Source organism: Clostridioides sp. ES-S-0010-02 (assembly GCA_020641055.1).
In the GTDB taxonomy this organism is placed as follows: Bacteria; Bacillota; Clostridia; order Peptostreptococcales; family Peptostreptococcaceae; genus Clostridioides.
Genome location: CP067345.1, coordinates 2352310 through 2379239, shown reverse-complemented (window position 1 = coordinate 2379239; position 26930 = coordinate 2352310). Strand labels below are relative to the sequence as shown.

At 27.4% G+C, this 26930-nt stretch carries 35 protein-coding genes and 3 pseudogenes; 29 read left to right on the top strand and 9 right to left on the bottom strand.

Annotated features, from left to right (window positions below; translation table 11 throughout):
• Position 1: 1 nt before the first annotated feature.
• Positions 2 to 1633 carry an FAD-dependent oxidoreductase gene (locus JJC01_10930; protein UDN56706.1) on the bottom strand — a complete coding sequence of 544 codons (1632 nt, stop codon included), beginning with the start codon at positions 1631 to 1633 and terminating at the stop codon, positions 2 to 4.
• Positions 1634 to 1760: 127 nt separating this feature from the next.
• Between JJC01_10930 and JJC01_10925 the strand changes: the two genes are divergently transcribed.
• Positions 1761 to 2666 carry a LysR family transcriptional regulator gene (locus JJC01_10925; GenBank protein UDN56705.1) on the top strand — a complete coding sequence of 302 codons (906 nt, stop codon included), beginning with the start codon at positions 1761 to 1763 and terminating at the stop codon, positions 2664 to 2666.
• A gap of 131 nt (positions 2667 to 2797) precedes the next feature.
• On the opposite strand, the pseudogene JJC01_10920 reads toward JJC01_10925, so the two are convergent.
• Positions 2798 to 3190: pseudogene (locus tag JJC01_10920) on the bottom strand (LysR family transcriptional regulator substrate-binding protein).
• A 1208-nt stretch (positions 3191 to 4398) separates the two neighbouring features.
• On the opposite strand from JJC01_10920, the pseudogene JJC01_10915 reads away from it, so the two are divergent.
• Both JJC01_10915 and JJC01_10910 read left to right on the top strand, forming a co-directional pair.
• Positions 4399 to 4593: pseudogene (locus JJC01_10915) on the top strand (DUF1835 domain-containing protein).
• Positions 4594 to 5137: 544 nt separating this feature from the next.
• Positions 5138 to 5704 (top strand): hypothetical protein, encoded by a 567-nt coding sequence (locus JJC01_10910; GenBank protein UDN56704.1) that lies wholly within the window; start codon positions 5138 to 5140, stop codon positions 5702 to 5704.
• Positions 5705 to 5755: 51 nt separating this feature from the next.
• Here JJC01_10910 and JJC01_10905 read toward each other — a convergent pair whose 3' ends face one another.
• The 4 genes from JJC01_10905 to JJC01_10890 form a co-directional block, all read right to left on the bottom strand.
• Positions 5756 to 6073 carry a hypothetical protein gene (locus JJC01_10905; GenBank protein ID UDN56703.1) on the bottom strand — a complete coding sequence of 106 codons (318 nt, stop codon included), beginning with the start codon at positions 6071 to 6073 and terminating at the stop codon, positions 5756 to 5758.
• 804 nt (positions 6074 to 6877) lie between these two features.
• Positions 6878 to 7459 carry a TerD family protein gene (locus JJC01_10900; protein UDN56702.1) on the bottom strand — a complete coding sequence of 194 codons (582 nt, stop codon included), beginning with the start codon at positions 7457 to 7459 and terminating at the stop codon, positions 6878 to 6880.
• Between the two features lie 41 nt (positions 7460 to 7500).
• Entirely contained in the window at positions 7501 to 8067 is a 567-nt protein-coding gene (locus tag JJC01_10895) for a TerD family protein (GenBank protein ID UDN56701.1), read from the bottom strand.
• 510 nt (positions 8068 to 8577) lie between these two features.
• Positions 8578 to 9438: a YitT family protein gene (locus JJC01_10890; GenBank protein UDN56700.1), complete on the bottom strand. Its 861-nt coding sequence runs from the start codon at positions 9436 to 9438 to the stop codon at positions 8578 to 8580.
• Between the two features lie 148 nt (positions 9439 to 9586).
• On the opposite strand from JJC01_10890, the gene JJC01_10885 reads away from it, so the two are divergent.
• On the top strand, positions 9587 to 10477 hold the full coding sequence (locus JJC01_10885) for an MBL fold metallo-hydrolase (GenBank protein UDN56699.1): 891 nt from the start codon (positions 9587 to 9589) through the stop codon (positions 10475 to 10477).
• Between the two features lie 251 nt (positions 10478 to 10728).
• Positions 10729 to 11412 carry an isoprenylcysteine carboxylmethyltransferase family protein gene (locus JJC01_10880; protein UDN56698.1) on the top strand — a complete coding sequence of 228 codons (684 nt, stop codon included), beginning with the start codon at positions 10729 to 10731 and terminating at the stop codon, positions 11410 to 11412.
• A gap of 414 nt (positions 11413 to 11826) precedes the next feature.
• On the opposite strand, the gene JJC01_10875 is transcribed toward JJC01_10880, so the two are convergent.
• From JJC01_10875 to JJC01_10865, 3 genes are all read right to left on the bottom strand, one after another.
• A complete protein-coding gene (locus JJC01_10875; protein ID UDN56697.1) occupies positions 11827 to 12873 on the bottom strand; it encodes a site-specific integrase in 1047 nt (348 codons plus the stop codon).
• A gap of 196 nt (positions 12874 to 13069) precedes the next feature.
• Positions 13070 to 13318: a helix-turn-helix transcriptional regulator gene (locus JJC01_10870; GenBank protein UDN60162.1), complete on the bottom strand. Its 249-nt coding sequence runs from the start codon at positions 13316 to 13318 to the stop codon at positions 13070 to 13072.
• Between the two features lie 616 nt (positions 13319 to 13934).
• Positions 13935 to 14330, bottom strand: a complete 396-nt coding sequence (locus JJC01_10865; protein ID UDN56696.1) for a helix-turn-helix transcriptional regulator — start codon at positions 14328 to 14330, stop codon at positions 13935 to 13937.
• A gap of 164 nt (positions 14331 to 14494) precedes the next feature.
• On the opposite strand from JJC01_10865, the gene JJC01_10860 reads away from it, so the two are divergent.
• The 24 genes and pseudogenes from JJC01_10860 to JJC01_10745 all read left to right on the top strand — a co-directional run bounded on the left by JJC01_10860 (position 14495) and on the right by JJC01_10745 (position 26930).
• Entirely contained in the window at positions 14495 to 14716 is a 222-nt protein-coding gene (locus JJC01_10860) for a helix-turn-helix transcriptional regulator (protein ID UDN60161.1), read from the top strand.
• A gap of 114 nt (positions 14717 to 14830) precedes the next feature.
• A complete protein-coding gene (locus tag JJC01_10855; protein UDN56695.1) occupies positions 14831 to 15283 on the top strand; it encodes a helix-turn-helix transcriptional regulator in 453 nt (150 codons plus the stop codon).
• 28 nt (positions 15284 to 15311) lie between these two features.
• Positions 15312 to 16019: an antA/AntB antirepressor family protein gene (locus tag JJC01_10850; protein UDN56694.1), complete on the top strand. Its 708-nt coding sequence runs from the start codon at positions 15312 to 15314 to the stop codon at positions 16017 to 16019.
• 46 nt (positions 16020 to 16065) lie between these two features.
• The gene (locus JJC01_10845) at positions 16066 to 16272 is read left to right on the top strand and encodes a hypothetical protein (GenBank protein UDN56693.1); all 207 of its coding nucleotides are present in this window, start codon (positions 16066 to 16068) and stop codon (positions 16270 to 16272) included.
• Positions 16273 to 16275: 3 nt separating this feature from the next.
• Positions 16276 to 17181, top strand: coding sequence for a hypothetical protein (locus JJC01_10840; GenBank protein ID UDN56692.1), 906 nt, complete (start codon positions 16276 to 16278; stop codon positions 17179 to 17181).
• A 122-nt stretch (positions 17182 to 17303) separates the two neighbouring features.
• Positions 17304 to 17531 carry a hypothetical protein gene (locus JJC01_10835; GenBank protein ID UDN56691.1) on the top strand — a complete coding sequence of 76 codons (228 nt, stop codon included), beginning with the start codon at positions 17304 to 17306 and terminating at the stop codon, positions 17529 to 17531.
• Between the two features lie 14 nt (positions 17532 to 17545).
• Positions 17546 to 17761, top strand: coding sequence for a hypothetical protein (locus tag JJC01_10830; GenBank protein ID UDN56690.1), 216 nt, complete (start codon positions 17546 to 17548; stop codon positions 17759 to 17761).
• 12 nt (positions 17762 to 17773) lie between these two features.
• Positions 17774 to 17944: a hypothetical protein gene (locus JJC01_10825; protein ID UDN56689.1), complete on the top strand. Its 171-nt coding sequence runs from the start codon at positions 17774 to 17776 to the stop codon at positions 17942 to 17944.
• An 81-nt stretch (positions 17945 to 18025) separates the two neighbouring features.
• The gene (locus JJC01_10820; protein UDN56688.1) at positions 18026 to 19978 is read left to right on the top strand and encodes a DUF2813 domain-containing protein; all 1953 of its coding nucleotides are present in this window, start codon (positions 18026 to 18028) and stop codon (positions 19976 to 19978) included.
• 1 nt (position 19979) lies between these two features.
• Positions 19980 to 20852: a recombinase RecT gene (locus tag JJC01_10815; GenBank protein UDN56687.1), complete on the top strand. Its 873-nt coding sequence runs from the start codon at positions 19980 to 19982 to the stop codon at positions 20850 to 20852.
• Positions 20852 to 21562, top strand: coding sequence for an MBL fold metallo-hydrolase (locus tag JJC01_10810; protein UDN56686.1), 711 nt, complete (start codon positions 20852 to 20854; stop codon positions 21560 to 21562). Before JJC01_10815 ends, JJC01_10810 begins: the two co-directional genes overlap by 1 nt.
• Before the next feature lie 15 nt (positions 21563 to 21577).
• Positions 21578 to 22411 (top strand): hypothetical protein, encoded by an 834-nt coding sequence (locus JJC01_10805; GenBank protein UDN56685.1) that lies wholly within the window; start codon positions 21578 to 21580, stop codon positions 22409 to 22411.
• 69 nt (positions 22412 to 22480) lie between these two features.
• On the top strand, positions 22481 to 22780 hold the full coding sequence (locus JJC01_10800; protein ID UDN56684.1) for a hypothetical protein: 300 nt from the start codon (positions 22481 to 22483) through the stop codon (positions 22778 to 22780).
• A gap of 2 nt (positions 22781 to 22782) precedes the next feature.
• Entirely contained in the window at positions 22783 to 22968 is a 186-nt protein-coding gene (locus JJC01_10795) for a hypothetical protein (GenBank protein UDN56683.1), read from the top strand.
• Positions 22955 to 23212: a hypothetical protein gene (locus tag JJC01_10790; GenBank protein UDN56682.1), complete on the top strand. Its 258-nt coding sequence runs from the start codon at positions 22955 to 22957 to the stop codon at positions 23210 to 23212. Before JJC01_10795 ends, JJC01_10790 begins: the two co-directional genes overlap by 14 nt.
• Before the next feature lie 12 nt (positions 23213 to 23224).
• Complete coding sequence (locus JJC01_10785; protein ID UDN56681.1) at positions 23225 to 23599, top strand: hypothetical protein; 375 nt, start codon at positions 23225 to 23227, stop codon at positions 23597 to 23599.
• A 9-nt stretch (positions 23600 to 23608) separates the two neighbouring features.
• A complete protein-coding gene (locus JJC01_10780) occupies positions 23609 to 23749 on the top strand; it encodes a hypothetical protein (GenBank protein UDN56680.1) in 141 nt (46 codons plus the stop codon).
• Positions 23746 to 23985 (top strand): hypothetical protein, encoded by a 240-nt coding sequence (locus JJC01_10775; GenBank protein UDN60226.1) that lies wholly within the window; start codon positions 23746 to 23748, stop codon positions 23983 to 23985. The genes JJC01_10780 and JJC01_10775 overlap by 4 nt, the downstream gene beginning before the upstream one ends.
• A gap of 114 nt (positions 23986 to 24099) precedes the next feature.
• Complete coding sequence (locus JJC01_10770) at positions 24100 to 24276, top strand: hypothetical protein (protein UDN56679.1); 177 nt, start codon at positions 24100 to 24102, stop codon at positions 24274 to 24276.
• Positions 24277 to 24388: 112 nt separating this feature from the next.
• Positions 24389 to 25078: a hypothetical protein gene (locus JJC01_10765; protein UDN56678.1), complete on the top strand. Its 690-nt coding sequence runs from the start codon at positions 24389 to 24391 to the stop codon at positions 25076 to 25078.
• A gap of 44 nt (positions 25079 to 25122) precedes the next feature.
• Entirely contained in the window at positions 25123 to 25335 is a 213-nt protein-coding gene (locus JJC01_10760; protein ID UDN60160.1) for a hypothetical protein, read from the top strand.
• Between the two features lie 17 nt (positions 25336 to 25352).
• Positions 25353 to 25676: a DUF1827 family protein gene (locus JJC01_10755; protein ID UDN56677.1), complete on the top strand. Its 324-nt coding sequence runs from the start codon at positions 25353 to 25355 to the stop codon at positions 25674 to 25676.
• Positions 25677 to 25758: 82 nt separating this feature from the next.
• Positions 25759 to 25989, top strand: a complete 231-nt coding sequence (locus JJC01_10750) for a DUF3850 domain-containing protein (protein ID UDN56676.1) — start codon at positions 25759 to 25761, stop codon at positions 25987 to 25989.
• A gap of 136 nt (positions 25990 to 26125) precedes the next feature.
• Positions 26126 to 26930: pseudogene (locus JJC01_10745) on the top strand (DNA adenine methylase).

The following is a 26930-nucleotide window of genomic DNA, read 5'->3' as shown; positions in this document are numbered from 1 at the left end:
ATTAATCCTCCATTGCTTTAAGATTTGGATAAAATAGTATTCCACCTTCAAGGACTTTTGTATTTGTATAACCAAATCGTCTTAAACGATTTTGAGCCATGTAGCTGTTTTTACCTTTTGCACATAGAAGAAGAATCTTTTCATCTTTAGAAAGACCTTCAATTTCTCCATTAATTTCACCAACAGGTAAATAACGTAGGTTAGGAATAGAAGGGGCTTTTGAAACATCAAGTTTAGTCCAGCTATCAAAATCTTCAATTTCATCAAGTAAAACACTATCGAGTTCTCCATCAAGTTTATTTTGTAACACGTTTACTGCCACTACAAAAGGATGAATAGCTGTTGAGAAAGGTGGTGCATATGCAAGGTCCATACTTTCTAATGAATAAAGGTCTGCTCCCAAAGTTATTGCAGTGGCAGCTATATCTACTATCTTATCAGTTGCACCAGGGCCCATAACTTGAACACCTAATAACTTTCTAGTATGTTTTTCAGCAACCATTCTTATTATAAAATTAGATGCATCAGGATAATAGTGAGCCTTATCATCAGTAGCTATAGTAACAGAACAAACATCATAACCTTCTTTTTTAGCTGACTCTTTACTTAAACCTGTTTTTCCTACATTAAGTTCTGGCAATTTGACTACAGTTGTTCCAAGAACTCCTTTATAAGTTTTAGATTTTCCAGCTATATTTTGAGCACAAATTCTACCTTCATGATTTGCAGATGAACCCATAGGTGACCATGTAGGTTTATTTGTCAAAGCATTTTTTACACAAGCACAATCTCCAACTACATATATATTTTCATCAGCTGTAAGCATAAATTCATCAGCTATAAGTGTTTTGTTTGGAGCAAATTCTAAATCTGTATCATTTAAAAAGGCTGTATTAGGATGAATTCCAACTGACATAACCACTAAATCTGTTTTAATAACTCTATTTTTGGTACGAAGTTTTTCTACTTTATTTTCACCTTCAATTCCTATAACTTGGTCGCCTGTGAAAATCATAATACCTTTATCAGCTAGGTGATTTTCAACATATTCAGCGAAATCGGTATCAAATCCAGGCATAACATGTTCGGCCATGTCAATAACACTTACACGTATACCCATAGCAGAAAGATTTTCAGCAATTTCAAGACCAATAAAGCCTCCACCAATGACAACAGCTCTCTTGACTCCATTTTCGACAGTATCTCTTAATGCTATTGCATCATTTGGAGTACGCATGAAGAATACTCCAGATAAATCGATTCCAGGTATTGGTGGTTTTATTGGGTCTGCTCCTGTGGCAATTACAAGTTTATCATAACTAATAGTTTCTTCTTCTCCTGTTGAAATTCTTTTCAAAACTACTTGTTTTGATTTTCTATCAATAGATGTAACTTCAACTCCACATCGAACTTCTGCTCCTGTTAGTTTAGAAAAGCTCTCAGGTGTATTTACAATTAAAGATGATTTATCTTCAATAACCTTACCAACATAATATGGTAAGCCACAGCCTGCATAAGAAATATGTTCGCCTTTATTGAGGATTGTAACAGAACAATTGTCACCCATTTCACGTTTTATTTTTGCAGCAGTTTTTGTTCCAGCAGCAACTCCACCTATAATTAATACTTTCACAATATCACACTCCAATCCTTTTTATAACTCTATGCTAAAATTATAGTTCTTGACAATGTATTTGTAAAATACTAAAATGTTAATAAAATCATAAGTATTTACTAATATTTGGTAAGGTCGTGATAATATGACTATTCGTAGCCTTGAGATATTTGTAAGGGTTGCTGAATGTGGCAAAATGAGTGAAGTTGCAAGAAATATGTATATTACACAGTCGTCAGTTAGTCAAGCTATTTCGGAAATAGAAAGAGAGTATGGAGTTAAATTATTTGATAGAATTTCAAAAAAACTATACCTAACTGAAGCAGGAAAAAAGCTTCTAGGATATGGAAAGCATCTTTTATCTATAAATGAAGAGATGATTGATTGTATGAAACATTGTGCTAAAAATATTAGAATAAGAGTTGGAGCAACAGTAACTGTTGGTACTTGTGTGATAAGCCCAATAATATTAGAGTTATATAAAAGAAACCCTTTAGTGGAACCTGAAGTGTTTGTTGAAGATACAAGTCTAATTGTAAAAAAATTACTTAATAGTGAATTAGATATTGCAATTGTAGAAGGAAAGATTAATCATCCAGATATTGTGATAAAAAGCATTATTAAGGACCACCTTGTACTTGTATGTTCCAATAAGCATAAATTTTACAATCGAGATTCAGTAAAAGTTTCAGAACTTTCAAACCAGCCATTAATTATGCGTGAACTGGGAAGTGGAACAAGAGCGCAATTAGAAAATCAATTGAAAGAATTAAAAATACCAATGAATATTAGATGGTCATGTTATAACTCTGAAGCTATTCTAAGAGCAGTTACAGATAATTTTGGTATTGCTGTTATATCTGAACTTCTTGTTGAAGATTACGTAAAGAAAAATCTTTTATGGTCTTGTGATATTGAAGGCATTGACTTATGCAGGACATTTGATATTGCATATCATAAAAATAAGTTTTTTACTGAGAATATAGCATCATTTTTTGATATTTCAGTAGAGTTTGGGAAAAAAGAAATGAGAAAAAAGATTAGGAGGTAGCAACTAAGTATAGTTGTTACCTTCTTTTTCATATCTAAAGTATATTCATAACTACAAAGTTTTGAATTTAGAAGTTGAGTGGTTATTATGTCATATTTATTGTTTTACTATTTTTAATTTGCAGCAACTAACTAAATAAATAACTGCATAAGAGGGCTAATCCATTTATTTTTGTGATGTGCACAGACAGCTGTGATAGTTTTACTACTTAAATCTGTTTTAATTTCACATAAATCTCCTGATTTAATTTCACTTTCTATTGTAAATGTGGGGAGATAAGATATACCCATATCATTTTTTACTAAATTTTTAATTGTTGGTATACTCCAAAGTTCAATTGTATGGTCTAAAGTAATATCCTTTTCTCGTAAATATGTCTCAAATATCTGTCTAAAAATGCAGTTTTTCTCATCTATTATAAATGGTATTTTTAATTGTTGATTGTGTGTAATTCAGTTTGTCTGCCGTTTTTGAAAAGCTACCTTCTTCAACAATAGTCTTAAAAGTTTGCAGATATTTAAGATACATGTTTTCCTCCTAGATAGTTAAATAATTTTAAAGTATAACTTTAAATATTTAATTTAAAGAATTATAATATAAAAGAATTGTAATTACAAGTGTTGAGAGAAATTTTATTATATTTTTTACCTTCTAAAAATAAGAAACTTAATTGTTAAGATATTTGTGAGGTTTGTGTATCCAAAATAATAATATTATTGCAAATAGAGGACTAAACCAAAATGCTAGTAAAGTGTAAAGACTAGTATTTAAAGTATTTTTAGTCGAAACTCTATTACAAGCGATTAATAGTATTATAGACAAAATATGAGCAATAATTTCTAATATGTTTGAACTAAAGTCTTTAAAAAAGACTAAAAAAGAAAAAATATAAGAGATACTCATACATATAAAAAAACAATAATTCAGTATTTTAAATTTTAATAGTTGTTTTTTATTATCATTGATTGTCATAAGTATTCCTAAAATTATAGACAGAATGATAAATGTGTTTGATTCTTGCAAATAAGAAAAGACAGTCATAAATTTATTCTCCTAATATTAACTATAAATTGTAAAAAAATAATCTAAATACCTAATAATTGAATAACCAATGAAATATGTAAATAAATAAAAAAGAAACTTTTTAAATCCATTTAATTTGAAACTTTTTTCTATCTTTTGACAAATGGAATTTATCAGAATGAAAACAAAAATCGCAATTAAAAAAGTTATTAAATACTTTAACATAGGATAATAGTCCATAAATAATTACCTCATAAATTAGTATAACTCTAGAGTAATATGAGTTGTTAATAATAGCAATCAATTTTGCAGAACTGTAAATAAATTGAAATAAATTATTCAAAAGGAAAAGGAGATATGGATTATGGATGAAAATTTAAGTAAAGAAATCAAAATGCTATGAACTATAGAAGTAGAAAAAATAAGATTATTAAATAATTCAGTTATCAATAGTAAGATTATTAATATGTTATATCTCAAAATAAAGGAATTTGAATTACCCATTTTTTCATGAAAAGCTTGAAAATGAGACTATTTAGAAACTATCCTGAGATTTTTTATTGATAATTATGTAAGATAATAATATTGTGGAAATGAAGAATTTTACTATCAAAACTAAATATATACTAGGCTAGAATTAAGAGATTACTCTAGCTTATTGAACTGACTAGGCAGGGTGTGAGGATGCTGTTATTTATTAAAAGAAGCAATGAAGTTAAAGTTAATACCACATAATAAAATTGTATCATTTGAAGATAATTTATCAATAGGTAATATTTCAGATGTAAATAATCAGGAATTAAGAGAAAATAATCCTAAATTATTATTTAACCTAAATTTACTAGAAGATAGAAAATTAGTAAAACATAGAGATATAATAATATGGTATGCAAATAATCCAAGATTTTTCTCTAAAGTCTCAAAGAAATGTTCTGATTTATGTTTAGGTTGTTGTGAAATATTTAGAACTTACATAAAAGATGATACCAATAAGAAGTGGTGTAAAGGTAAAAAATAGATTAAGTCAAAAGGTCATCTTGATAGATGGTCTTTTTTATATAATAAATTAAAAGAAGATGTTAGGGGGATTAAGTTTTTGAACTTATGAAACGAGCAACAAAACTTAATAGGAATTAGCTTTATTCCTTATTGTATGGTATAATATAAAATAGAGATAAGGAAGTGGTTAGTATAGGAATATTAAAAAATGCTGAATTAGTTAGAAAGATAGCACAGAGAATTGCTAGAGAAAAGGGAATAAGAGAGCAAGAGGCATGAAATGATGCTGTTACAGAGTATAAACAAAAACATAGATACTTAGTCTAGAGAATCATCTTGATAGATGGTCTTTTTTTATATAAGAAGTTTGTGTAATAAATTAAAAGTAAATGTAAAAAATATTATACAACTATAATAAGATAAAGTAATGTTTTTAAGGAGAAAAAGATATGCTCAATCAGTTTAATGAATTTCTTGGTAATTATGTAAATATAATTTCTGTAATTGCATCATTTGCAGCAATAGCAGCCTTAATTATATCAATTATGGCTTTTATGGAATCTAATAAACAAGCCAAATTGATATTAAAATATAGAAGAAATAATGAGAATAATATGGCGGGTGATTATTATGAGAATGGTAATGGATATATTAGACTTGATTCAAATAAGTTAGATGATAAAGCTAATATTTATGCTGAAATTCATAGTAATAACTTAGTTGATTTTGTAATAGAAAATAAAAGTACTATTGTTGCAAAAAGCCCCATATTAAGTTTGAAATTTATTAATATGGAAGTAGATATTGGAGAAAATAACAATTTTGAACAGATAAATAAAGAACTTAGATGGCACCCAAAAGATAATACTACAATTCATAAAGGAATAAATTTTAGAATAGAACAATTTAATTTTAAAAATTGTATTATGCTTAAAAAAGAAGCTTATATAGAAGTAGTATTATCAGCTGATAACATGGAAACAAAAGAATTTAGGATACCAATAAAGGCGTATTAAAGAACTCAATAACAGGAGTTCTTTTTTTAATTTAATTAATCTTAGTGGTTCTTATAGAGTTATATATTTCTTCCTAACTAAATAATAAGATACTAGTGTTATAATAGATACTAATATCACTGATATTATTGCAGTATCAAATTTTTTTATTAATAAACCCATTATTATGTATTCTAAACTTATTAAATAGTTAAAAAATAGTTCTAGTTTAATAGCTTTTTCTCTGTCTATATTTCCATATTTCAATTCTAACTTATCTAAATATTTTTTCTTGCAATAATTAGCTTTACCTTTAATTAAGTATCTTATTGTAGTTCCTATTGAGAATATTACTCCTATACTTAAAAGTGTATTGTTCCAAAAATCCATATATCATTATCTCCTTTATAATATACTCTATTAATGCTTTCTGTTTTGTCTTAAATATAAAAATATTATACGTATTAGAGTACCTATAAGCACTCCAGCAAGTAAAAAAATAAATAGTCTAATTGTATAAAAGCTTATTTCTTTTTTAGAAATAAATTCATAAGATATACATATTAACGCACCAATACAAAACCCTAGTATAGTACGAAAAGAATTCTTTAAAATATCTTTCATAAATAATCACCAACTCATATTATATTTACTTTTCTTAATCAAAGTATATCAGTAACATAAGTATAAAGAGTGTCTAAAATATTACAAATATTAACAAAGCACATAAAACTATAGTATAAATTGTAATAAAATGAATGAAAATTATCATCCTAAAACATAAGATATTTTATGGTGGTATTAGAATGAGAGAAAATTGAGTTGTATTTGTTTGGCTTAGCCGAACAATGCACACAGTAGATTATTTATATTTTCCAATATATGAAAGGTAGGCAATATGGAAACAAACCAATACAATAGACCACTATAACAATTACAATAGGGATAGTTGGCTTGTATTAAAGTATGGTTCAGTGAGTTTCTAACTACAATGCATTATATTGAGAAGCATATAATATTCAGGAAATAAGATATATATTTATTATTATCTTTCAAAACTATAGGAGAAAGAATAATTTAAGGGCGATAAAATGGAAGCATTAGAAGAATGAATAAAAAGTCAGCAAGAATAAGAGGAGTAGATTGAAAGGTAGCACTTAAAATAGTAGCTACCTTTTTATTTTAAACTACTTATTAACCTATATTAACACCAAAATTTCCACATAATCCTGCAAGCCCATCTTCAAAACCAGAACCTAAGGCATTGAATTTCCATTCTTCATTATGTTTATATAACTCTGCAACCACTATTGCTGTTTCTATACTAAAATCTTCACCTAACTCATATTTGATAAGCTCTTCACTAGTTTCTTCATTATAAATTCTTATATATGAATTTTCAACTTGTCCAAAGTTTTGTCTTCTTGTAACAGCTTCATTTATAGTAACAGTGAATGATATCTTTGCAATGTTTTGTGGTATTTTAGATAAGTCAACGCTTATTTGCTCATCATCACCATCTCCAACTCCTGTTCTATTATCTCCCATGTATTCAACTGCTCCAGAAGCATGTTTTAAATTATTGTAGAATATGAAATCCCCATCATTTGTTACCTTACCATCAGCTCCAGTTAAAAATGCAGAAGCATCTAAATCAAAATCAAAACCACCATCATATTTATTAGTATCCCATCCTAATCCTACCATTACTTTCTTAAGACCTGGGTTAGTTTTTGTTAAACTTACTTTTTGTCCTTTTGCTAAAGTTATACCCATTTAAAACAACTCCTTTTATAATTTTTTTGTTATAGTTAGTATTAACGATATATATCAGTTAATTCATGAAGCTCTTCATTTTGACCAATTCCTAGGGCATTAAATTTCCATTCGTTATTTCTACGATAAATTTCGCCAGCCAAAACGGTTACTTTACCAGAAAAGTCTTCTTGAAGGTTATATTTAAATAATTCTTGTCTAGAATTTGAATCAACTAGCCTTATAAAAGAATTATTCATCTGGCCAAAATCTTGATTTCTTTTTTTAGCTCTGTATATAGAAACTCCAAAAACTATTTTATGTACATATTCAGGTATATCACATAAATTGACATTTATTTGTTCATCGTCTCCTTCACCTCTTCCAGTTAAGTTATCACCAGTATGTATGATAGATTTAGAAGGATGTTTAAGGTGTCCAAAATAAACTAAATCTTTTGATGATTTCATTTTATCTTCACTAGTTAATGCTATTGCAAATGCATCTAAATCATAGTTTTTTTTACCTAATTTGTTCATATCCCATCCTAATCCTACAATTAAATTTTTTACAGGATTAGCATCTTTTACTAAACTTACTCTTTGTCCTTTTTGTAAATTAACACTCATTTTAAGTTCTCCTTTTAATATTTTTAGTTTTATTGACAGTGTTAAATATAATCATCATATTATTTTTATTATATACATATTTAGAGCAATTTGGCTATATTTATGAATCATTTTTATATAAATATCTTATAATCTATAAATATAGGTCTTGTGTAATTTTAAAACACTTTATAGTTAGTAATTACATAGGTGTTTAAGTTTATATTTGCTTTAATTGTTAAAAAAATCAATAAATGATATAATGGAGAATAATAATTATAAAAACTTCTAGTTTGCAGATAAGATTATATGCATAGGAATTTATACAAAGTTGGGAGATAATTATAATGTAATTATAGATATTAAACTAATAAATAATGTGAACTTAGAATAATGAGATAAATCTTAAAATAAATCTAAGTAGTGTATTTTTTGACTGTTTATTGTATGAAAAACAGCAAGCACAATTTTCAAATATAAAAATATAAGTTTTTTATATTTGAAATTTATGCTTGCTGTTTGTTTTTGTGATTATTCTATTTTTTTAAATCCATTTCCTAAAGCTTCATGTATATCTGTAATTATTATAAACGCATTAGGGTCGACACTTTTCACTAATTTTTTTAGTTCGACAACTTCTTTTTTTTCAACTACAACTAAAAGCACATTTTTATTTTCTCCAGTATAAGCACCTTCACCTTTTAGAATAGTTGCGCCTCTATCTAAATCTTCCATTATTCTTCTACTTATATCTTTTGACAGGTCAGATATAATAGTAAATGATTTTGAATAATTAAATCCTTCAATAAGTAAGTCACTAATCTTTACTAAAATGTATAGTGCCACAGTTGAATAAAGTGCAATCTCAACTTGCTTATTTACTATTCCCGATAGTACTACTACAACACAGTCAACAATACCCATCAAAACAGGAATACTAAGTGTAGGGAAATATTTATTCAATAGGAGTGCCATCAAATCGGTTCCACCTGTAGAGCCATTTATTCTAAAAATAAGGCCTTGACCAACTCCCATTAAAATAGAACCAGATATAATTGCAAGATACATATCATTTGTAATATCTAGTGTAGTCATATTTGCAGTAACTTTAAGTGCTATAGTAAGAAAAATTATTCCTAAGACTGTTTTAAAACAATCTTTCTTTGAAAGTATTCTGTAAGCAAATATGAATAGAGGTATATTTAAAAGTAAATTGACAATCCAAAGTTGTACACCAAATAATGAATTTAAAACAACTCCAAGACCTGTTATACCACCAGCAGCAATTGCATGTGGATTAAAAAACATGTTAAGAGAAATTGCCATTAATATACAGCCTACAATTAATATTAAAATTTCTGAAAAAGTTATTCTATCTTTTTTCAATAACATCACTCCTTATATATAGATTATAATATATATTATATAGTTTTTCCAATTTTTAATAAAAAAAATAAAAACATATTATAAAAATAATTTGATTGGAATTTTCTGAAAATTAATGCTATAATTAAAAATAAATTTAAAGGGAGGTTATAAAATGGCTAAACTGACTTTAGAGAAGATAAAAGGAAATACATATTATATTCCACTTCCTACAATAGTAGGTGTATATGTAGATGGAAATAATGCAATTTTAATTGACAGTGGAAATAACAAAGATACTGCTAGACAAATTCTTAGACTATTAGAGGAGCATAATTTAAATCCTAAATTAATAATAAACACTCATTCAAATGCAGACCATATAGGAGGGAATGCATATTTGAAAAATCAAACAAAATGTAAGATTGCTACAACTAAAATAGAAGGATACTTTACAGAAAATCCAATATTAGAATCGGCATTTTTGTATGGAGGGTATCCAAGTAAAGCACTAAAAAATAAATTTTTATTAGCAAAAGAGAGTGAAGTTGATTATATTATACCTTCAAATGGAAAAATTTTAGATACAGAACTTGAAGCGATTTCTCTTCCTGGTCATTATTTTGAAATGATTGGTGTTAGAACTCCAGATAATGTTTTGTTTGTTGCAGACAGTCTTACACCAGAAAATATAATTAGTAAATATCATTTCTTCTTTTTGTTAGATATAGATTCACAATTTAAAACGTTAGAAAAAATGAAAACTCTTAATGCAGATTTTTTTGTTCCAAGTCACTCTGTCAAGACTACAAGTATACAAGATTTAATTGATGTAAATAAAGACAAGATGGAAGAAATAATATCTAATATTAAAAAGGTTTGCTGTGAACCAATTATGATTGATGAAGTCATTGAAAAAATGTGTGATGTGTACAATGTTAAATTAGATGCTAATCAATACGTTCTAGTTGGTAGTACAATACGTTCTTATATAACATATTTATATGAACATAATATGGTTGAGTATGTATTTGATGGTGGCAAGATGATGATAAAAGCTGTATAAATATTGAAAAATATCAAACTATGCAATAAAAATATTTTAATATAAGTATATTCTAAAAAATGGGATAGAAATAAAATTTGCTACCAAATTGCCACAATAACAAACAATGGTAGCAAATAATTTTATAATATATTTAAAAGTCTAAGGAACTTAATTTTTTATTAACTTATAATTGTTTTCTATATTTATCTTAATTTATCTTACATATAGTTTATTGCTTTTATAGAAAAAAGCTGTGCTGGAGGTTTTAAATGCAAGAAAAAATAAAATCTTTATACATTTTAGCAAGTGTATCTGTTATTGCTTTTATATTAGTTTTAGCATGCTTAATTTTTGGTTTAACTGGTACAATTGATTTTTGGCAAGGATGGATATTTCTGACTGCCTTTTGTATTCCAACTTGTATAATTACAATTTACCTGATGATTAATGACCCAGTATTACTTGAACGTCGCATCAAATCAAAGGAAACACGTCCACAACAAATACTTGGTCAAAGTATCGCTGGATTTCTTTTCTTATTTGGATTGCTAGGAGTACCAGCTCTAGACAACCGCTTTGCTTGGTCTAGTATTCCAATTATTTTGACAATAATATCAGATGTACTTATTTTAATTGGATTTATAATTGTATTCTTTGTTTTTCGCTACAATTCTTTTACATCAAAAGTTATAGTTGTTATGAGTAATCAAAAAGTAATTACTGATGGACCATATTCAGTTGTGCGACACCCTATGTATCTAGGTGCTATATTAATTATACTTTTTACACCTCTAGCACTGAATTCATGGTGGGGAATGATTGCTGTAATTCCTTTATGCATAATAGTTGTGTTTCGTATATTAGATGAAGAAAAGTTGCTTAGTGCTGAACTTGATGGGTATAAAGAATATTGTCAAAAAACAAAATATCGTATTATACCTTATATTTGGTAGAGTGCAAATTTTTAGTTTATTAATCGGATTAAATAACTTTGGTAAAAAGTCGAACATTTTAAGCTGTATTTCTATTTATTAATTAATAGTCAAGTAATTAATAAATAGAAATACAGCTTTTTTATATTAAATAATTTTAGGTGAATAGATATTTAATTATAAAATTATGCTATAATTTGTAAGTAAAGAGGTAAATTTATAAAAATTAAAAAAATAATTAATTATAATAAGGGGGAAATATTAGGAATTATGAATAAAAAGTTCAAAAAATTCAGTAAAAAAATAGGTATATCAACTTTGGCTTTGACTCTAATTCTTTTTAATAGTTTAACTGCAATTGTTAATTAAAATCTACAATTATTGCAATTACAACGATTGTAGATTTTATAATTTATCTGTGATACTATTATGATACTATTTGTTTAAAATTTCAAGTTTTTGTGCTATTTCTAGCTGTTTATTAGGGTATAAATGAGAATATATATTCCATGTTGTCTCAACTTTTTCATGCCCTAAGTGTTCAGCTATAGTTAATATATTGATATCCATATTTACAAGTAAGGAAGCATGAGAATGTCGTAAATCATGTACTCTAATTTTTTTCACAGAAGCTAATTCGGCACATCTTTTCAGCTCTAAATTTAAATAAGCTCTTGAAAATTTAAATATTCTTTCATTTTCTCTTAAATCATATAATTTAGAAATATAATCCTTAATTTCATTATATAAAAAAAACGGAATAGTAACAACACGTTTACTCTTAGCGGTTTTTGGAGATGAAATAATATCCTCTCCTTTTAATTTTATATAACTTTTATTAATATTTAGCTCTGTTTCAGAAACATCTTGAGGAGTAATGGCTAGTAGTTCTCCTAATCTTATTCCACTCCAAAATAAGATTTTAAAAGCTATGTTTGCATCATCTTTATTTTCAAATTTAATAAAGTTCTTAAATTCCTCTAAAGTCCAAAAGTTCATTTCCTCTGCACTTTTTTTACCTATACTACCCACTATGCTTGCGTGGTTTTTGTCTAAATTATAGTATTTTACTGCATAGTTTAAAATTGCAACGAGCTGGCTATGTATTGTTTTAATATATGTTTGGCTATAATCACTTTTCAATAATTCATTCTGCCATTTCCGAACATGTATACCAGTAATTTCATTTATCTTTAACTTGCCGAAAAATGGAATAAGCTTCAATTCTATTATATGTTTCTTACCATTCATAGTTGAGGGTTTTAATCTTGTTTCCATATCTGCCAAATATTCTTCTGTAAGGCTTTTAAATGTCATATCTGTACTCATTTGCTTTTGATTTAAAAATTCTCTTTCAAATTCTAAAGCTTCTTTTTTGGTTTTAAAACCTCGCTTAGTTTTCTTTTTCTTATCTCCATTGAAGTCTGTAAAATAGAAGCTAACAAACCAAGTTTTTCTTTCTTCATCTTTATAAGCAGGCATTTGCGTCACCTCTTTAACTATTTAATATTAGTATTTTTATACATTTAATAATTCTTTTTCAAACTTTCATATTCAGGTTTTAACTCAGTATACTTTTTTCCACGTTTCTAATATAATCCTCTCTAATAGCTTTATAACTACAATTATATTACAAGGTTGCTTAATAATAAATCTTTAAATATGAAAAAAGAATTGATTATTTATCAATTCCTTTTTTCATATTATTCAAATGTTTTCTCTCTTTGTCAAAAAAGTATTCTGCTAGCTCAAGCGTATCTATTTCTAAAGCATCAGATAACAGAATTATTTTTGTAGAAGAAATACTATGAATAAATTCATCTTTTTCTAGTCTTGAAATATAACTTTGACTGATTCCAGTCAACTTGCTTAATTCTTCTTGTGTAAGCTGTCTCTTCCTTCGATATTGTTTTAATGATAATGACATATTCATACAAGATTAAATTGTAGTAGTAATAATGGTTATTTTCAATAGTAATAGGCAAAAAAAATATGGTAAATATTGTAAAATAGTATCGGAAATATTCCTCGTACGGATATTTTTCTAGTCGATTTATGTGTTAATATTTAATTAAGAAAGATTAGTATACTAAGAACTTTAATAAAAAGGATTAAAATTTCAAAGATTATTGATATACACAAAAATAGAAAGATACAATAATTACCAAGTTTTCATAGTTTTATACATGCAGAATATATGGTAAAGCAAAACTATATATAAAAAACTGAATATTCAGAAAAAAATTTAGTTAAGTTATTTATAATAAAACAAGGGGGATGGTAATATGCAAGATGAAAGAGAAAAAATGGTTTCTACTATAAAAAAATTAAAAAAAGAATATAAATATGACTATGAAAGTTTTATGAAAATAGTAATATCTTTTTATATAAAATTAAAAGAAAAATGAGTATACATATTTTTATTAGTTATAATAAAAATAATAGAGTTCATGTTATATATGAAAAAGCCTAATAATATTATGTGGTCAAAATGACAGTTATTTAAATAAAAAACATTGACTGACTATGTCAATGTTTTTTATTTATTTATGTTTATTAATTAGAGCATCAAGTATTTTTGTAACAGTTTCTCTATCTTCTTTATCTAATTCGTATATCATATCGACTAATGCTTCTACTTCTTCATCTATCTCATTTGGATATGTTGAATCTTTTTTTAAATCTCTTTTAGAAACTAGATTATCTTCATCAGAGTGATTAGCTTTCGCTAATTTGTTGTCCTTTATGTTATTATCAAGCAAAAAATCTATAGAAACATTAAAATGTTCAGCGATTTTTTTTAGAACCTCAAAATCAGGTTTTCTTTTATTTGATTCATATAAAGATAAAGCTGGCCTGGAAATACATAAATTTTCAGCAAATTCTTCTTGAGTCATCTTTTTCTCTATTCTAAGGCTTTTGATTTTTTCTCCTAACATAATGCACCTCCTTTTAGTTTATTATACTCTACAAAATGTAACATTTCAATTTTGGTAACGATATGTAACTAAAATTTAAAAAAACTCTTGACAGTTACAAATTGTAACACTATAATGTAAATATAAGATGTTACATAATGAAACGAGGTGGAAAAATGAATAACATAAAAAGATATAAATTATATGAATTAAGACACAAACTTGGAATAACACAAAAAAATGTAGCTGAAAACGCAAAAATAAGTAGGTCTTCCTATTCATTAATTGAATCTGGAAGAAGAAATCCAAGTGTAACAGTAGCAATAAATATATCAAAGGCATTAAATGTCTCGTTAGAAGATGCTTTTCCAGATGAAATTTTTTTCGGAAAAAATGTTGCGATATGAAACCAAAAGTAAAATCATAATCAGTAAACACAATATCTAAGAGTAACTGAATATCACAACAATTAAGTATTTTTAATTATAAACTAATTATAGGATGAAATGGAGGAAAACTGAATGTCATATCAATACCAAAATATCTACCAAAAAGCAAGAGAAAATACTGGTCTTACACAAGAAAAGGCATCTGAACTACTAGATATATCAGTAGAGAGTTTAAGAGCATATGAGAACGATAAAAGAATGCCACCAACTACAGTAGTTTCGAAAATGACAGAAATTTATAATAATCAATTTCTAGGATACCAGCACTTAAAATCTAGTACAGGGAATGAATTAATTGATTTACCAAATGTAAAACTTAAAACAATTTCTAATGCAGCTCTAAAACTATACATAGCGATAAGGAATTACCTAAAGTTAGAAGATGATTTTATAAGAGTAGTTGAAGATGATGTGATAGACAAAGATGAAGAAGAAGTTTGGAATATCGGAATGGAAAGTATAGATGATTTACATGAAGCTGTACTAGGTTTAAAGTTTGCAACTAAAGCAAGTAATATTGAATAACACTAAAAATATAGAGAGGAAGATAGTCATGAATGAGCTTATAAATGTTGAAATAAATGAAAATCAAGAACCAATAGTAAATGCTAGAGAATTACATGAATTTTTAGAGGTGAATTCCAATTATACAACTTGGTTTAAAAGAATGTGTGAATATGGATTTACAATAAACGAAGACTTTATTCCAATTTTGGAAGAAAGTACTGGAGGACGACCAAGTGAAAATCATGCGATTAAGTTAGATATGGCAAAAGAAATAGCTATGATACAGCGTAATGAAAAAGGTAAACAAGCAAGACAATATTTTATTAAGATAGAAAAGGATTGGAATAGTCCCGAAAAAGTTATGGCTAGAGCATTAATTGTAGCAAATAAAACAATAGAGCAAAAAAATAAAGAGTTGCAGGAAAAAAGTAAATTTATCAATCAAATAGCATCATCGAAAAATAGTTTACTTGTAAGAGAGGTAGCAAAAATCATTTCTAAAAGCAAAGGGATAGTTATTGGAGAGAAAAGATTATACGAGAAATTAAGAGAATGGGATTTAGTATTTAAGAATTCTACTGAACCAAAGCAAGTTGCAATAGATAGAGATTATTTAGAAACCATAGAAGGTGTTAAGGAGAACTCAGCTGGCACATTTACTTTTAAAACAACTAGAGTTACAGGAAAAGGTCAAGAGTATATTTTAAAAAGATTATTGAAGGAACAAGAAGAACAGCTATCAATGTTAGGTTAGAACTTTAAAATTTAAATACAGAATATTTTGAAAGTAGGTGTTTTAAATGGCAAAAGCAGTAGCTAAAGAACAATTGTTTTATAGGGCAAAAGATATAGCTAAAATTTTAGATGTATGCGAAGCAACCGCTTATAAAATAATTGGAGAATTAAATAAAGAATTAGAAAAAGAGGGCTGGAGAACTTTTTCTGGCAGGGTATCAGTGACTTATTTTAAAGAAAGATATTGTTATAAAACAAAAAGGGGGGCATAAAAAATGGAATGTGTAAATTGTATAGATAGAGAAGTAGTGGAGTTAAACTTGAATAAGGATAATATAAGAAGATGTAATGAGTTGAGTCATTTTGAAGCTGGAAATTGCATTGCAAAGGATGCAAAGATAGCTTTTGAAAGTTTTGATTGTAATTTTAATTGCAATGATGAATATACAAAAGAACAATTAGAGTACATACAGTTAAGAAAAGCAGGTTTTAAAGGATTAATAGAAAAAATCTACAACGAAAAGTTAAATAGAAGAGCAAATTTTGTACCTGTTACAGTTGCAGGACCAGCTAGATATAACTATGAAAAAGCTGATAAACAAATTGATATGATAATGAAACGTAATTTTGAGCACTCTGAGGTTATAAAAAGATTTATTGAAAATACAAAGAAGAATTTAGAAAAAATGACACCTATAGAAAAAATTTTAGAAGCATATCGAACTGGAAGTTTTGAATATGGAAAGGCAATAGAAACAAGTGATATATATGCAATAGAAAAATTGGAAGCTAAATTGTTTTATTTTGAAAATTTACAAAAAGACATGAAAGAAGCAAATAAAAAAGCTAGAAAAGATAAAAAAGAACAGCTCTATGAAGCTTTCAAATTAACGAATAACAATAAAAGAATAAGAGATATTAAAAAAAGGCTTGAAGAAGTAAAAGAACATAAAGAGTTAAGAAAATTAGAAGGGTTTAATTTTAATGGTGGAGAGGTATTTGTCAATTATGACATTGATAGATTGCAAGTATTCTTTGATGAAAAACCAAATTTGGAGTTAAGAACTAGACTTAAAAAACATGGATTTGTATGGTCACCAAGAGAAGTGGCATGGCAAAGACAATTAACTAAAAATGCTATGAGAGTAGCTAAAGATATGTTTCCTAAAGTAACTATATAAAAAAGAATGGGAGTGATTTAGTTGAGTGTAAAAGTACTAATAGTTTATATGCAGTTCTGTAAAGATAAGCAAATAAAAGCAAGTTTTGAGGGTCTTAAAAAATACAATAAGGGGATAGTGATATGAAAATACTTAAAGTAAAATTTCCTACAGAAGTTCTTAAAAGTGGTAAAGCAATAAAAGTGACATGCAAGAAATTTAATTTTGAAAGTGATTGCATAGTAACGCAAGCAAGTAAGTTTAAATTAACAATAATTTATTTTAATAAAAAAACAAAGAAAATAGTAGAAACAGTTTTAACAATAAAGGATGCAATAGACAATGAATATTATATTGAAATATTAAATTAAAAAGGGGGGTAATTATGAATAAATTCGATTTAAAGAAAGTTGAAGTAGGAAATGCAGTAAAGGTAAATTGTAAAAGACTTAATTTTGAAATTGATTGCATTGTAGTAGTAGCAACAGAAAATGAGCTAAATTTAGCTTACTACGACAAAGAAAGAGGATGTATGGAGTATCAAGCTTTAATAACAGAGGATACTCAATATGGTGATTACGAGATTAAAGTTTTATCTTAGGGGGTGTATTTAATGGAATTAGCTATATCAGTTGCAACAAGTCAAATTAAACAAGCAAAGAAAAGCATAAAAGAATTAAAAGCAAAAGAGGATTATGACAAAGACACTCTAAGCTGGTGGGAAGGTGTTAAACAAGCTAGTGAGAATATACTAGAGTTTTTAGAAATAGAAAATAAAGCATAAGAAAAGAGCCATTACGATTGGCTCTAATCAAAAGGTAAATCAAATTTATGTAGCTATATTATAGCACAAGGGGGAACTAAAATGAAAGCAATTTTATTAAAAAGTTTAGATATAGAGAATTTTAAAGGAGTAAAAGAACTTCATATAGATTTTGAAAATGTAACTAATGTGTTTGGAGAAAATGCGACTGGTAAAACAAGCATATTTGATGCTTTTACATGGGTGATGTTTGATAAAGATAGCAAGAATAGAAGCGTATTTGAGATAAAACCTTTGAATAGTAACAATAAGGTTATTAGAGGGCTTGTGACGACTGTAACAGCAGTATTAGAAGTTAATAGTAAAGAGATAAAGTTAACTAAGAAATATGAAGAAAAATGGACTAGAAAAAGAGGGGAATCAGAAGCGACTTTTACTAAAAATGAAACAACTTACATGATAAATGATACTCCAATAAAAAAGAGTGAATATGTAAAAGAGATAGCTGAAATAGCAGACGAATACCAGTTTAAATTACTTACTAATCCATACTTTTTTTCAAATGAACTTAACTGGAAGAAAGGTAGAGAATTAATTCTAAATGTATGTGGAGATATAACAACAGAACAAATTATAGAAACTAAGCAGGAGTTAACCCCACTTATTACAGAGTTTGAAAAGGAAAATAACATAGACAAGATTATTAAAAATAGAAAAGCTACTAAGAATAATCTATCTAAAGAAAAAGAAGAAATCCCAGTAAGAATAAATGAATGTGACAGAGGAATGTATGATGTAGATTTTAAAGAAATTGAAGCTCAACTTAATGCTAAAAAAGCTGATTTAGAAGCTATTGAGGATGAGTTACTAAGTGGCACAAAGGCAAATGAACAGATTTTAAAAGATAAAGAAAAGATATTTGAACTAAAACAAGAGACATTAAAAGTAATACAATCAGCTACTGGAAGAGGTAGTAAAAAAAGAAATGAGTTAATCAATGAAAAGGAAAGTTTAAATTATAATGTCCAAACACTAAGAAATAACCTTATATATTCAGAAAGGGATAGAAAACTAAAAGAAAATTCGAGAGATAAATTAGTTGAAGAAACAAATAGACTTAGAAATGAATGGTCTAAAGAAAGTCAAACAATGTTAAATTTAAGTACTGTGCAAACAGAGTGCCCAACTTGCAAAAGACCTTTAGAGGTTGATGATATAGAAGCAAAGAAAAAAGAAATGTTAGATAACTTTAATTTAAATAAAGTAAAAATACTAAAAGAGATAGGAATATTAGGCAAGTCTAAAGGGGAAGAAGTAGAAAAGCTTAATGCAGAGATTGAACAGCTACAAATGGATGAAAGGGGATACTTAAAAGAGATACAAGAAAAAGCAATATTAATAGATAAAATAAAAAAAGAATTAGAAAATACAAAATCTACAGAGATATATATAGCAGAAGAAGAAAATAGATTAAAACAAATTAGTGTAGAAATAAAAGAGCTAGAAGAAAAAATAAACAATAAAGATGATGAAAAAAACATTGATGAACTAAAAGAAAATAAGAAAAAATTGACGATTGAAATTGAGTCTCTTAATAAAGAACTAGCTAAAAGAGATATTAACAGAGAATTATTAGATAGAAAAGAACAACTATTAGCAAAAGAAAAAGAACTAGGCATAGAACTAGCTCATCAAGAAAAAATACTCAACTTATGCGAGCTATTTATAAAGACTAAAGTTAGTTTATTAGAAAGTAATATAAGTAGTAAATTTAAAAATGTAACATTTAAGCTATTTAAAGAACAAATAAATGGAGGCATTGAAGAAACTTGTGAAGCTTTAATAAATGGTGTGCCTTTCAGCAATGTCAATACAGCAGGACAGATAAACGGAGGGCTAGATATAATAAATACTTTGTCTAATCATTTTGAAGTTAAGATGCCAATCTTTATTGATAACAGGGAAAGCGTGAATACTTTGATTGATATTGATAGCCAAGTGATAAATTTAGTTGTAAGTAATAATAATCCATTAAAAATAGAAGGGGTGAATTAATATGGCGAATGAAATACAAAGACAAGTAAGTGTTAAGAATTTACTATCTACAGAAGCTTATAAGAAAAGATTTAAAGAGGTATTAAAAGACAAGGCTAATACATTTATGGCATCAGTCGTTAATGTATCTAACTTACCAAGTTTAAAAGATGCAGAACCTAATTCAATTTTAAAATCTGCCATGGTTGCGGCAACTTTAGATTTACCAATAGACCCAAATCTAGGATTTTCTTACTTAGTACCTTTTGTAAACAAAGGAGTTAAAGAAGCTCAATTTCAAATTGGATATAAAGGGTTTATACAACTAGCTATGAGGACAGGACAGTATAAAACAATCAATGCAATAGAAATTTATGAGGGCGAGATTAAAAGAGTTAATAGGCTAACTGGAGAGATAGAATTTAACGAAAATAAAGACGAGATAGATGGAGAGATAGTGGTTGGATATATAGCGTATTTTAAATTACTAAATGGATTTGAAAAAACTCTATATATGAGTAAAGAAGATATGGAAAAGTATGCTAAGAGATACAGCCAAACATATAAAAGCAATAAAGATTATGTTGTAAAATCAAGTCTTTGGACAACTGACTTTGATGCTATGGCAGTTAAAACAGTACTTAAAAGATTGTTATCTAAATACGGAATATTAAGTATAGAAATGCAAAAGGCACTTGAAACTGACCAAGCAGTCATAAAAGATGATAATTCAGTTGAGTATGTAGACAGACAAGTAGAAGAAGAAATAGAAGAAAATGCTAACAAAAAAACGATAGATATTTTGGCAGAAGAAGAAAAAGAAAAAGCTATTGAAATCAAAGAGTCTAAGTCTGAAGAAGTAAAACAACAGGAATTTGAAGCACCGCCATTTTAATGAAAATTAAAGTATTAGGGAGTAGTAGCAAAGGTAATTGTTACTTGCTCCAACTGGAAAACGAGACATTAATTTTAGAATGTGGAGTCAGTTACAAAGAGATACTAAAAGGCTTAGATTTTAATTTAGAAAGTGTTGTTGGGTGTTTGGCCACACATGAACATAAAGACCACTCAAAAGCGATTGTAGAGCTTACAAATAATGGAATAGATGTATATTCTAGCAAAGGAACATTAGAAGCTTTAGAAATAGAAAGTCATAGAACTAAAGTTATAGAAAATGAGAAGTTATTTAAGATAGGTAATTTTAATATAATGCCTTTCTCAACTAAACATGATGCAGTAGAGCCGCTTGGATTTTTAATAAATCATGGAGAAATTGGTAATCTACTTTTCATCACAGATAGTTACTATTGTGAATATAACTTTAAGAATTTAAATCACATCATGATTGAATGTAACTATAGTAAAGATTTATTAGACAACAACAAAAATAAGATTTATTTGAGAAATAGAATAGTTAAAAGTCACTTTGAGTTAAGTAATGTAATTAATTTTTTAAAAGCTAATGATTTAAGCAATATAAAAACAATTACTTTACTACATCTAAGTGAAGATAACAGTGATAAGAATTTATTTATAAAAGAGATAGAAAAGAATTTAGGAATACCAGTTGTTGTAGCTGAGAAAGGGCTAGAAATTTATTTATAGATTAGAGGTGATAAAATGCCACTTTTTAGGCAAGTATATACAAATTTTTGGACTGACCCAAAGATACAAGAAGAATTTTCAGTAGAAGATAAGCTATTTTATATGTATTTATTGACTAATCCTCATACTACTCAAATTGGAATATATACGATAACTAAAAAACAAATAGCTTTTGAAATAGGTTGGACGTTAGAATCTACAAGTGCAGTTATGGATAGATTTATTAATCATCACCAACTTATAAAATATAATTCTGAAACTAGGGAAATAGCAATTAAGAATTGGGCTAAGTATAATCTCAATAGAGCAGGTACTCCCATGGAAAATTGTGTAAGGAAAGAATTGAGAGATATTAAAGACAAATCATTGCTATCACTTATTTATGAACATATAGAAAATAAGAAATTCAAACAGATATTTGAAGAATATTTTAACGAACTCCGTAACGGTGTACGTAACGAAGCTCGTGACGAGGGGAATAACAATAACAATAACAATAACAATAATAATAACAACAACAATAAAGATGTTACGGTGGTTGTGGATAACATAAAAAGATATTTTGATTTAGAATCTAAAGACATTGAAAAAATCATTGATGTATTTATACATACAGGTAGAGGAAATGACTACTTAGAAGAAAAACTAAGGTTGGTTAAAAATACAGATGGAGTAAAAAGTATCACAGGTTATCTTATAAAAGCATTAGAAGAAGATTACAAGCCTATACAAAGTAAATTCAATAAAAATAAGTTTCATAATTTCAATGAAACCTTTGGACAATATACAGATGAGGAATTAAAAAACATGGCTACAAGAGGTCAACTTGAAGAAAGTAAATTTGGATAAATTAAATAATCTAGGGAGAAATTATACAAGATTACTTCCTAGAAGTTAAAAATATTGGAGGTATAAAAAATGGAGTTAAAATTTAGAGAATGGAATAATTATGCAGATTTGAAAGATTGCAATGAAAGAAAAATGTATGAGGGTGATATTGTTTTGTGTAATGATTTAATACGTGAATTTAAATTTTTATGTGAGGTTAAGTTTTTAGATGGTAGATTTATTGCTACAAATGATTTATTGGAAGAAAAAATTTCTTTATCTAAAAAAAGCTTAGCTGGCCACGTCATTAATTTTAAGATTATTGGAAATATATACGAAAATCCTGAGATGTTAGAAAAGATAAGAAAGCCTAAAGTGTTGGAGGGATAGGAATGAGCAGAACAGCTATATGTAGCGTTTGTGGAGAGTTTTTAGTTGACAGTTACGATGATAAATTTACAAATGCTAAGGTCATGGATTTGTATGGCAGAGAATTTGTAATTACTATATGTAAGAGTTGCTTAGAAGAATTATTAAGAAAATGTGATGATGGGGGTATTGGGAATGATAATAATTAGAAGCCAAGATAAAACTGATTTAGTAAAAGCTAATTGGATAAATGTTGATAAGGAATATATATATGCAATGTTTGGAGATATAGATAATTTTAAAGAAATAGGCAAGTATGAGGATGAAAAAAGGGCTTTTGAAGTATTAAATGAAATACAGGATGCTATTATTGCAGCAACTAAGTTTGACATTATAAATAAAGATGGAGTTAGGTATTACAAAGAAAAAGTGTTTGAAATGCCAGTTGAATAGGGGGTTAAGGAAATGTTGAGTAAAACAGCTAGACAGAGAGCTTCTGAAATAGCTTATCAATTAGTAAATGAAGGAATGGTATGGGGTAGTGATTTAGAGTATTTTATAAAATCACAGGTTTATAGAAGAAAAGGTTTTAAAAATGATGAACATTATTTTGAGTTTGAAGATGCAGTATTGAGTTTTGTAGAGGAAAGAATTAAAAAGAAGAATGTAGAAATTGTTGATATAAATACAAACAGAAGAATTGGACTAGGGAATATGTCTCAATTATCTAAAATACTTAAATGTTCACCTACTACAATTAGTTATTGTTTGAATAAAAATACGTTATATGAAGGTAAATATGATATTAAGTACGCAAAACTAAGATGGAATGAAATATAGGAGTGACAGATGGTATTAGCAAATGTAGAACAAGTAATTAAATTAGCAGAAAAGATAATAAAAAAGAAAAAGTGTTCTGTAAATAAAGCTATTGATATAGCTATAAAAATATTAAGTAGATACGAATATGAGGGGATGTTAGAAAAATGAATATCTTAGGTGGTTTAATACTTATAGTAGGAAGTTTTATAGCTGGTAGGATTTATGAGAATCATCTGAGAGCTAAAAACTGTGAAAAATGTGAAAGTATGAGGAAATTTATACAGTCTAATGAGTTATGCGAGTATTGCTCAAAAGAAATTGATACATGTGATAAAAAGTGTTACAAAAACATTTTAGATAGAAGAAGAAAATATTATAAAAATAGAGAAGGTGTTGAAAAATGAATATCTTAGGAGGGTTAATGTTGTTAGGGATAGGCATTGTAGTAGGCAGGATTTATGAGTATAGATTGAATCTAAAAGAGTGTGAAAATTGTGATAACATGAGAGGGTTTAATAATGAATGATAGATTAGAAATGATAAATGCTTCTGTAAATTATATACAGATGATATGTGAAAGTTCAAATATGGCTATTATAGCAGAGCAAGGAAGAGTTAGAATATTAGATTTAGAAACTAAAGAAAAATATGATTTATTAAAAAATAAACTCGAGGAAATGTTAGAAGAAATATAAGTGAAAATATCTAACAAAAACAGTTTAGAGAGTTGCAAAATTTATCTTAATATAAATATTGTTTAAGTGTTTTGCGACTCTTAAAAATGAAAATAGAGAGGGGAATAATATAATGGATTTAAATAAAATTATGAATGATGCACTAGCGGAATTAGAAGAAAGTGGATTTGTAGAGGAAACAGTTAAAAAACAATTAGAAGAAACGATAAAAAGAGTTGTGAATGAGGTTTTTGGAAATTGGGGTGATTTTAGTAAAAAGATTGAAAAACATCTAAGTGAAAATATAAATATAAATTTAGATAAATTAGATATACAAAAATATAATGTGCTTGTAGCAACTACAGTAAAAGAAAAGATTGATATGACAATGAAGGTAGAAGCTATTGAACACTTAAAAAGAAATTTAGATAACATGCTTGTAGGTGCTGAAAAAGAATACAAAATGAGCGAATTGTTGAAAATGTTAAAAATGGATAAATATGATATTAATGAATATGAAGGTGATGAAGATTGCATAACATTTATTCTTGATGAAAATAAATATGGTTCAGGGTGGATTAAAATTGATAAAGAACCAAATAAAAGTAAATACAGATGCGAGCACTCCATACTATTGAGAGAAGACGGAACTATTGCATCATATAGACACGAAAATAGAGAAATATCATCTAAGGATATAATAAGTGGATTTGATGGTTTTGGAGATTTATTATTTAAAATATTTGCTCATGGTTCAAAAATAATTTTAGATTTAGGCAATAGTTCGGATGATTATAACTTGACAAATAGAGAAAATTATTAAGATAGAGGGTGGAACAAATGTCTGAATATATACTAAGATGGCAAATGGGATTGTTGTTAGAAAATAAAAGAATTCACTGCACATATGGTAGCAAAGAAATGTGCCAGTCAAAGAATATCACAGAGAAAGAAAGTTATCAGCAATTTAGTAAAGAAATTTGTAAAAGCTGTAAAAATAATAAGAGAGATTGTGAAAGTAAAGATTGTGATACAGCACATAAAATATGGTTGAAGAAGGAAGCAGAAAATTATTTATAAAATTTGGAGGGAATAAAATGTTATTAGTTGAGAATAAAAATGATAGGTCCATTCTTGCAAAAGAATCGCTTGAAAGATTAGGGGCTAAAAATGTGAAAATATATAATATGGATACTGGGAGCAATGTTATATATTCAGTTGAAAATGGAAAAGAGCATCTAACTATATCAAATGAAAAAAGATTTCCTAATTGGAATGAAATTAAGTATGTTAGATATAAATTAATGAAACCAAATAAGACTATAGTACAGATATTACCACCAAAAGAAGAATATATAAATTTACATGAAAATTGCTTTCATCTTTGGGAAATAGAGGATAATGCAGTTCCAACTAAATAATTGTAAAATAAATAGTCAAGGTAAGTTTGTGAATGAAACTAAAAGTCTATAGACTTACTTTGACTTATAAAGAGGTGATTGTATGATACATGAATTAAAAATACTACCCCAATATTTTAAAGAAGTTGTAAATGGGAACAAAACTTTTGAGGTTAGAAAGAATGATAGAAACTTTAAAAAAGGTGATTTGTTGGTACTACAGGAGTTTGATGGAAAGGAATATACAGGTCTTGAGACACGAAAAGAAATTACTTATGTACTTGATAATAGCGATTATCTTCAAAATGGATATGTTGTTTTAGGAATAAAATAAATGTTTTGTGACTAGGGAGTGAGTTTATGAAACGAATAAGATGTAGTTGGTGTGGTAAGTTATTTTATCTTGATGAAAAATCTAAGGGTGTTTATTGTTGTAAAGAATGTAGGAAGAAGGCTAAGAAGGTGAAAAAATGAATAAGGTTTTGAATTGGCCAGGTGGGAAATGGAGTGTGACACATAACATAATAAGTATACTTCCAAAACATAATATATACTTAGAACCTTTTTTGGAAGTGGAGCGGTATTTTTAATAAAGAAATATGTAACACAGAGATATTGAATGATGCAGATGGACAGATTGTAAACTTATTCAAATGTATAAGAGATAAGCCAGTTGAATTAGCAAATGCTATATACTTTACTCCATATGCAAGAGATGAGTATATAAGCAATTGCAATTTTAAGGAAACTGATAATGATATAGAAAAAGCTAGAAAATTTATAGTAAGAACTAATATGTCTCGAGGTGGGCTACAAAAATATAAGACTGGGTGGAGACATGCAGGACCTAAACTAAGTAAAACTAATTTTCAAAAAGTTATAGGTAAGTGGAATGATTTACCTGATTATATTTTAAATACAGCTATAAGATTAAAAGATGCAGAAATAGAAAACAGAGATGCTATAGACTTAATAAAAAAATATAACAAAAGCGATTCTTTAATATATGCAGACCCTCCTTATCTGCTAAAAACAAGAAGTCAGAAAATGTACAATATCGAAATGGAAACAGAAGAACATGAAAAATTATTAAAAGTGCTTTTAAATCACGCTGGTCCTGCAATAATAAGTGGATATGATTCTAACTTGTATAATTGTATGCTTAAAAGTTGGAACAAATTAGAATTTAGGGCATACGCAGAACAAGGCAGATTAAGAAAAGAAGTATTGTGGACCAATTTTGAAACTAATAAGCAACTTAGTTTATTTAAATAA

Excerpts from the sequence above, each read along its gene's own strand:
- JJC01_10925 (UDN56705.1), top strand. The coding sequence starts at position 1,761 with ATGACTATTCGTAGCCTTGAGATATTTGTAAGGGTTGCTGAATGTGGC.
- JJC01_10910 (UDN56704.1), top strand. The coding sequence starts at position 5,138 with ATGCTCAATCAGTTTAATGAATTTCTTGGTAATTATGTAAATATAATT.
- JJC01_10905 (UDN56703.1), bottom strand. The coding sequence starts at position 6,073 with ATGGATTTTTGGAACAATACACTTTTAAGTATAGGAGTAATATTCTCA.
- JJC01_10900 (UDN56702.1), bottom strand. The coding sequence starts at position 7,459 with ATGGGTATAACTTTAGCAAAAGGACAAAAAGTAAGTTTAACAAAAACT.
- JJC01_10895 (UDN56701.1), bottom strand. The coding sequence starts at position 8,067 with ATGAGTGTTAATTTACAAAAAGGACAAAGAGTAAGTTTAGTAAAAGAT.
- JJC01_10890 (UDN56700.1), bottom strand. The coding sequence starts at position 9,438 with ATGTTATTGAAAAAAGATAGAATAACTTTTTCAGAAATTTTAATATTA.
- JJC01_10885 (UDN56699.1), top strand. The coding sequence starts at position 9,587 with ATGGCTAAACTGACTTTAGAGAAGATAAAAGGAAATACATATTATATT.
- JJC01_10880 (UDN56698.1), top strand. The coding sequence starts at position 10,729 with ATGCAAGAAAAAATAAAATCTTTATACATTTTAGCAAGTGTATCTGTT.
- JJC01_10875 (UDN56697.1), bottom strand. The coding sequence starts at position 12,873 with ATGCCTGCTTATAAAGATGAAGAAAGAAAAACTTGGTTTGTTAGCTTC.
- JJC01_10870 (UDN60162.1), bottom strand. The coding sequence starts at position 13,318 with ATGTCATTATCATTAAAACAATATCGAAGGAAGAGACAGCTTACACAA.
- JJC01_10865 (UDN56696.1), bottom strand. The coding sequence starts at position 14,330 with ATGTTAGGAGAAAAAATCAAAAGCCTTAGAATAGAGAAAAAGATGACT.
- JJC01_10855 (UDN56695.1), top strand. The coding sequence starts at position 14,831 with ATGTCATATCAATACCAAAATATCTACCAAAAAGCAAGAGAAAATACT.
- JJC01_10850 (UDN56694.1), top strand. The coding sequence starts at position 15,312 with ATGAATGAGCTTATAAATGTTGAAATAAATGAAAATCAAGAACCAATA.
- JJC01_10845 (UDN56693.1), top strand. The coding sequence starts at position 16,066 with ATGGCAAAAGCAGTAGCTAAAGAACAATTGTTTTATAGGGCAAAAGAT.
- JJC01_10840 (UDN56692.1), top strand. The coding sequence starts at position 16,276 with ATGGAATGTGTAAATTGTATAGATAGAGAAGTAGTGGAGTTAAACTTG.
- JJC01_10835 (UDN56691.1), top strand. The coding sequence starts at position 17,304 with ATGAAAATACTTAAAGTAAAATTTCCTACAGAAGTTCTTAAAAGTGGT.
- JJC01_10830 (UDN56690.1), top strand. The coding sequence starts at position 17,546 with ATGAATAAATTCGATTTAAAGAAAGTTGAAGTAGGAAATGCAGTAAAG.
- JJC01_10825 (UDN56689.1), top strand. The coding sequence starts at position 17,774 with ATGGAATTAGCTATATCAGTTGCAACAAGTCAAATTAAACAAGCAAAG.
- JJC01_10820 (UDN56688.1), top strand. The coding sequence starts at position 18,026 with ATGAAAGCAATTTTATTAAAAAGTTTAGATATAGAGAATTTTAAAGGA.
- JJC01_10815 (UDN56687.1), top strand. The coding sequence starts at position 19,980 with ATGGCGAATGAAATACAAAGACAAGTAAGTGTTAAGAATTTACTATCT.
- JJC01_10810 (UDN56686.1), top strand. The coding sequence starts at position 20,852 with ATGAAAATTAAAGTATTAGGGAGTAGTAGCAAAGGTAATTGTTACTTG.
- JJC01_10805 (UDN56685.1), top strand. The coding sequence starts at position 21,578 with ATGCCACTTTTTAGGCAAGTATATACAAATTTTTGGACTGACCCAAAG.
- JJC01_10800 (UDN56684.1), top strand. The coding sequence starts at position 22,481 with ATGGAGTTAAAATTTAGAGAATGGAATAATTATGCAGATTTGAAAGAT.
- JJC01_10795 (UDN56683.1), top strand. The coding sequence starts at position 22,783 with ATGAGCAGAACAGCTATATGTAGCGTTTGTGGAGAGTTTTTAGTTGAC.
- JJC01_10790 (UDN56682.1), top strand. The coding sequence starts at position 22,955 with ATGATAATAATTAGAAGCCAAGATAAAACTGATTTAGTAAAAGCTAAT.
- JJC01_10785 (UDN56681.1), top strand. The coding sequence starts at position 23,225 with ATGTTGAGTAAAACAGCTAGACAGAGAGCTTCTGAAATAGCTTATCAA.
- JJC01_10780 (UDN56680.1), top strand. The coding sequence starts at position 23,609 with ATGGTATTAGCAAATGTAGAACAAGTAATTAAATTAGCAGAAAAGATA.
- JJC01_10775 (UDN60226.1), top strand. The coding sequence starts at position 23,746 with ATGAATATCTTAGGTGGTTTAATACTTATAGTAGGAAGTTTTATAGCT.
- JJC01_10770 (UDN56679.1), top strand. The coding sequence starts at position 24,100 with ATGAATGATAGATTAGAAATGATAAATGCTTCTGTAAATTATATACAG.
- JJC01_10765 (UDN56678.1), top strand. The coding sequence starts at position 24,389 with ATGGATTTAAATAAAATTATGAATGATGCACTAGCGGAATTAGAAGAA.
- JJC01_10760 (UDN60160.1), top strand. The coding sequence starts at position 25,123 with ATGGGATTGTTGTTAGAAAATAAAAGAATTCACTGCACATATGGTAGC.
- JJC01_10755 (UDN56677.1), top strand. The coding sequence starts at position 25,353 with ATGTTATTAGTTGAGAATAAAAATGATAGGTCCATTCTTGCAAAAGAA.
- JJC01_10750 (UDN56676.1), top strand. The coding sequence starts at position 25,759 with ATGATACATGAATTAAAAATACTACCCCAATATTTTAAAGAAGTTGTA.